This window comes from Gordonia sp. i37 (genome assembly GCF_002043085.1).
Classification (GTDB): Bacteria; Actinomycetota; Actinomycetes; order Mycobacteriales; family Mycobacteriaceae; genus Gordonia; species Gordonia polyisoprenivorans.
Genome location: NZ_MVPX01000417.1, coordinates 1 through 5,457, shown reverse-complemented (window position 1 = coordinate 5,457; position 5,457 = coordinate 1). Strand labels below are relative to the sequence as shown.

Genomic DNA, 5,457 nt, shown 5'->3' with positions numbered 1-5,457 from the left:
AGCGGCTCTCGACGACCGAGTGGGAGGGGCTGTCGACCGCTGAGTGGGAGGGGCTGTCGGCCATCGGGAGGAGTTCTCAACCCGGTGGGAGAACAGGCCGATGAGTTCTGTCGGTCCCGGTGGTCAACCTCGTGAGCAACTCTCCGACGCAAGGGGGCCATCATGACCAGACGACTGTTGTTTCTGCACGGAGCGGGCGGATTCGTCGACGACGCCACGCTCGCCGACGAACTCGGCGCCGCGCTCAACGCGGTGGTGCGTTACCCGCGGATGCCTGCGGACGACATGTCCTACGAGAGCTGGGCGAAGTCCGTCCGTATCGCGCTCTCGCGCACGCGCGCCGATGACGTCGTCGTCGGTCATTCCTTCGGAGCGTCGATCCTGCTGCGGGTTCTCGCGGAGACGGCCCGACCGACCCCGGCGTCGGTGATGTTGTTGGCCATGCCCAACTGGGGCCCCGACGGCTGGGATCTCGCCGAATACGCACTCACGAGTCCGCAGCCCTCGATCGCCGTCTCGTTGCACCACTGCCGCGATGACATGGTCGTCGGCGCCGATCACCTCGCCCTCAACGCTGCACTGCTGCCGTCGGGCCGCGTCCATGAATATCCCTCGGGTGGACACCAATTCGATGGTCTGGCAGAGCAGATCGTTGCGGCCGGCAGCTGAGTGCGAGGCCACGACGGTCACGGGGTCCTCGGATGCGCCCGGCCGTCGTCGGAGTTCAACGACTGTGCGTAGACCACACCGAGCGTCAACAGGAGCAATCCGACGACGATGAAGGCGATGACCCGGAACAGCCCGTCGAGGGCGGCGAGGTCGAAGAGGAACAACTTGGCGACCGCGGCGGCGACGATCACCAGGCTCACCGTCACCGTGAGGGTGCGGGACGAGCCGTGGAGTCGACGAGCCCAGATGAGGCCGGCTGCGGCGGTCAGCACCCATGTGATGGTCGCGACGGTGTGTCCCGCGCGGAACCCGCTGTCAGCGCCGCCACTGATGGCGCCACCGAGGCCGACGCAGATCTCGGTGACCAGTCCCAGAGAGATCAGGCTGCCGATGGTCCCGATGGTGGGCACGTCGCAGCGACGAACGCGGGCCCACGACCAGGTCAGCGTGGCGACCGCGGCAAGCGATACCGCCGCGACGATCACCAACTGAGCCTGCGTGGTCGCTGACAACGAGTTCCTGAGCACCATGCGATCGATGGCTCCGAGGGACATCGAGCCGAATAGCGCGAGGCCGGTGAACACGGTGCCGACGATCCGCAACTGCAACGCCAATTGATTTGTGACGTAAGCGCCAACAGCGACGACGAAGCCGACGCCGGCAAGCCCGATGACGAGACCGGGGCCGTCGAGACCGGCCATCAGCGCACCGCAGGTGGCAACCGCACCTGCCGCCAGCCACACCGTCCGTACCGCGGATGTGACACCGCGCAGGTGGTCGGTACCCAGCGCCAGAGTCGCCAGGACGACGGCTGTCAGCGCCAGCATGATCGAGGCGACCATCGGGCCTGCGACCGGAGTTGCCCCGAGCATCGGCACCAAAGTGGCGCTCGCGACGAGCGTCACGATCAGCGGTTGCGTCGAACTACGAAGCAGGACAAGCGCCGAGCCCGTCGCAAGGAGCATGTTGAGGCCCAGAGCGATGACGACGAACCACTGCACAGCATCCGGGGAGGTGAGCATGCCCTCGACCACCGCGTAACACAGGGGGAGCGTGGCGACCGCCGTATTGGTTGCGAACATCGCAATCCAGTTGCGTCCCAGTTGAATCCACAGGGTGGCGGCGGTGTAACCGAGCAAGAAACCGACGAGCACGTCGTCGATCTCGCCGGTGATGAACGGCGCGAACACCACCAGCGGGATTCCGACCATCAACGCCAGTGCCTGGCTGTCCCACCAGTGCGCTATCCCGAGACCACCTGCGGCAATGACGGCCGCCAGAATGAGCGCGGCGTAGTCGGGTACCCAGTGATAGATCGCGGTGATCGCCAGCACGTCGAACAGCGCGGTGGCCACGCCGGTGGCAACGAGAGCCGCAGCACCCGAACGCCTTCTGGCATCTCGGCCGAGAACGGCACCGACGCCGACGAGTGCGACAGCCAATAGTGCGCCGCCGGCCACCCGTAGCTCCGGCCGGAGCAGACCGGCCTGCGCGGCCAGAACCAGTAACAGCACCACGCCGATCAACGTGATCCCGACGCCGGCCGCGGCAAGGAGCTTGCCGACGAGTCCACGTTCAGCGGCCTGCGAGATCCGTTCGGACATCGTCTTTCTCGGTGGTATCGGTGGACGATGGCCGGCCGGAGGATAGGACGGGCGGGGTGGTATCGGCCCAACCGGCATGGGTCCCACCGGCATCGGTCCCGCCGGCATCGCGTACGGCGCGGGCCGCACCGGCTGATAGGTGGGGATCGCATAGGGCGCAGGCATCGGCTGATGCTGATGAGGCGAGGGCGGGACGGCTTGCGGCGGAACCGGTTGAGGAGACGGCTGCGGCGGGACGGGCGCGGCACCGAGGATGCTCTGCAACGTGGTCATGTCGTCGGAGATGGAGGTCATGGAGCGGGCGATGTCGGCAAACTGGCCGCTGATCCGCTCGAGGACCGTGACCGTCGTGTCACTCGGGGCGGGCGTGGGCCCGCCGGGGGCAGGTGTGTGGTTCATGGGGACAACTGTGCTGGCCCGGAGGCTGCCGATCTTGAGTAGATCTACCCGGATGCCGTGAGTGAAGCCCGCTGACCTGCGGAGGAGCCCTGGTCGGCGTCGTTCGGTCGGATGGTGTTCAGTCGTCGTCGAGGCCGTGTTCGATGGCGTACCGGGCCAGTTCGACCCGGTTGGCCAGCTGTAGTTTCCGCAGGGTCGCGCCCACGTGGTTCTCGACGGTACGCGGGCTGATCGACAGCCTCGTGGCGATCTGCTTCGACGACAGACCCTTGGCGACCTCACGCAGCACCTGGGTCTCCCGGTCGGTGAGTACGGGGGTGTCGGGACCCGGATCGCGCGCGATCCGCCGATACTCGCCGAGGACCAACCCGGCCAGGCCGGGCGTGAACACGGCCTGCCCCTCGGCGGTTGCGCGGACCGCCGCCACCAATTCGTCGCGGTGAGCGCTCTTCACGAGATAACCGGTGGCACCTGCCTTGACGGCGTCGAGGACGTCGTCGCGTTCGTCGGACGCCGAGAGCACCAGCACCCGGGCGCCCGGGCAGACGGCGAGGAGTTCGGTGGTCGCCTGCGCGCCACTGCCGTCGGGCATCTGCATGTCCATCAGCACCACGTCGGGCTGGACCGCCGCGGCGCGGACGGTTGCCGCGCGCACCCCATCGGCGGTGGCGACCACCTCGAACCCTTCGTCGGTCAGGTCGCGGGCGACCCCGTCGCGCCACATCGGGTGATCGTCGACCACCATCACACGTACTGTCATCGTCGTCGGCCTTTCTCCACCGGGATCGTCAGCTCCCACTCGGTTCCCATGCCCGGCGCCGAATGTAATTGTGCCCTGCCGCCGAGGTGTTCGATGCGTCCGACGATCGAACGATCGATACCCATCCGGCCTTCACTTCTCGCTTGCGCGAGCCGACCCGGCGCGATCCCCACCCCGGTGTCGCGGACGCTGATGATCACCTCGTCGTCGAGATCCTCGAGAAGGACATAACTGTGTGCCTCCGGCCCGGCGTGCAGTGCGGAATTGGTGAGGATGTTGTCGATGGCCGACATGACCTCGGCGAGAACCGTTGCCGGTAGCGGAACCGGATCGGGCGGTGCGCTGACCGACACCCCGTCGGCGGCCAGGGCTTGCAGCGCTGCAGCGAGATCGGTTTGCGCGTCGGAGCCACCGTCGACCGGCCGCGCTGCGATCAGCCGGCGCAGGCGCTGCTCCTGTTGGGCCGCCAGAGCCGCGAGTTGTGCTGTCTCACCACCGATCTCGGTGCCTCGTCGGGCGACCAGTGCGAGCACCTGCAGCACGCCGTCGTGCACCTCACGGGCAAGGCGTTCGCGTTCGGCGGCCTGCGCGGCCGCGCGGATCGCGATGGTCAGCCGTTCATGGGTGACGCGCGCCCGCGACGCGGCGAGCCCGATCGCCATGCCGGTCATCAACAGCAGCAACGCGGTGGCGTTGCGGCCGAAGTTGAGGATGATCTCGCCCTTCACATAGAAGTTGGTCAACCCCACCGCGGCCCCGCCCAGCAGGCCCCACCAGGGCCCGCCCAGAAGTGCGCTGGAGAGAACGCAATTGGTCATCCAGAGTGTCGTCGGCCAGGTCTGGTTGTTCGCCACCCAAGCCATGTCGGCGACGTAGGAGGTCGACAGCATCATCACCGCCGAGACCGCGACTTCCGACGCCACGAACCACCAGCGCCGGCCGAATCCCACGAGATAGCCCGCCGCCCACCAGATGTTGGCGACGGCCAACAAGCCGAACAACGCCCACGTCAGGCCCGGCCGATCCAGGTCGTGGTTCACGACGATCTGAAAGCCCAGTGCATAGCAGAAGGATGCGAGCCGGAAGATCTGCGCGGCCCGCCACAGCGGGCCGACGGGATCGAGGTCGTCGACGCGTAGCCAGGGCGAGAATATGCGGTCGAGCCCGGTGGAGACAGGGGTGACCGATTGCGGTGACTTCGGCATCCTCACCCCGCAGGTACTGGTGGTACGGCCGTGTGCACACGACCATGGTGGTGCAACCAATCCTAGCCGTCACCGACCGGCGGAATTGACCGCTGTCAGGCCAGGAGGCCACTGGCGTACCAGTCGTCGGCCGAGCGGACACCGGGTACCACGAAGAAATAGCCACCCCCGAACGGCTGCACGTAGTCGATGAGGGGCTCGCCGACGAGGCGCAACTGGATCGTCTCGAACTGGCGCACCACGTCCTGCTGATAGGCGAGGAAGACATGGCCGGCCTGGATGTTGCCGTTCGCGTCGACGCCCAGATCGTAGTTGTAGGAGCGGCGGATGAGGCGCTGGTTCTCGGTGGCCGGTGTGCGAGGGTTGGCGATGCGAATGTGCGCGTCGAGCGGGATGACGGTGCCCTTCGGGTCGGCCGCGTAGTTCGGGGTGTCGAACTCGGCGTTGCCGTCCAGTGGTGCACCGGTGTCTCGGCGGCGGCCGAACATGTTCTCCTGCTCGTTGATCGACACGCGGTCCCAGAATTCGACGAGCATCCGGATCAGTCGCACCACCTGATAACTGCCACCCCGAGCCCACCGCGGTTCACGCGGATCATCCACCCACACCAGCGATTGCGCCTCGGACCCGGTCGGGTTGGCGGTACCATCCTTGAACCCCAACAGGTTCCGTGCCGTCCCCGAAGGGCGCGGCGGCGAGTTGTATCCCTCGATCTTCCACCGGATCTGCATCGCGCCGCGGGTGTGACGGGGGATGTCGCGGATCGCGTGATGAATGGTGTCGGGGTGATTGGCGCACAGTTGCAACGAGAGGTCGCCGT

The 5,457-nt window shown here is 67.1% G+C and carries 5 protein-coding genes; 1 reads left to right on the top strand and 4 read right to left on the bottom strand.

Annotated features, from left to right (window positions below):
- Positions 1–162 precede the first annotated feature (162 nt).
- Entirely contained in the window at positions 163–669 is a 507-nt protein-coding gene (locus B1964_RS20735; RefSeq protein ID WP_006369943.1) for an alpha/beta fold hydrolase, read from the top strand.
- A gap of 17 nt (positions 670–686) precedes the next feature.
- Here B1964_RS20735 and B1964_RS20730 read toward each other — a convergent pair whose 3' ends face one another.
- From B1964_RS20730 to B1964_RS20715, 4 genes are all read right to left on the bottom strand, one after another.
- Positions 687–2,672: a DUF2339 domain-containing protein gene (locus B1964_RS20730; RefSeq protein ID WP_079931116.1), complete on the bottom strand. Its 1,986-nt coding sequence runs from the start codon at positions 2,670–2,672 to the stop codon at positions 687–689.
- Positions 2,673–2,790: 118 nt separating this feature from the next.
- Positions 2,791–3,432, bottom strand: coding sequence for a response regulator transcription factor (locus B1964_RS20725; RefSeq protein WP_006369941.1), 642 nt, complete (start codon positions 3,430–3,432; stop codon positions 2,791–2,793).
- Positions 3,429–4,637 (bottom strand): ATP-binding protein, encoded by a 1,209-nt coding sequence (locus tag B1964_RS20720; RefSeq protein ID WP_020173275.1) that lies wholly within the window; start codon positions 4,635–4,637, stop codon positions 3,429–3,431. Before B1964_RS20720 ends, B1964_RS20725 begins: the two co-directional genes overlap by 4 nt.
- Before the next feature lie 95 nt (positions 4,638–4,732).
- On the bottom strand, positions 4,733–5,457 hold a 725-nt coding region (locus B1964_RS20715; RefSeq protein ID WP_139765816.1), incomplete at its 5' end, for a Dyp-type peroxidase.

What these genes read in the sequence shown, in the direction of transcription:
- B1964_RS20735 (WP_006369943.1), top strand. Translation starts at nt 163, where the DNA reads ATGACCAGACGACTGTTGTTTCTGCACGGAGCGGGCGGATTCGTCGAC.
- B1964_RS20730 (WP_079931116.1), bottom strand. Translation starts at nt 2,672, where the DNA reads ATGAACCACACACCTGCCCCCGGCGGGCCCACGCCCGCCCCGAGTGAC.
- B1964_RS20725 (WP_006369941.1), bottom strand. Translation starts at nt 3,432, where the DNA reads ATGACAGTACGTGTGATGGTGGTCGACGATCACCCGATGTGGCGCGAC.
- B1964_RS20720 (WP_020173275.1), bottom strand. Translation starts at nt 4,637, where the DNA reads ATGCCGAAGTCACCGCAATCGGTCACCCCTGTCTCCACCGGGCTCGAC.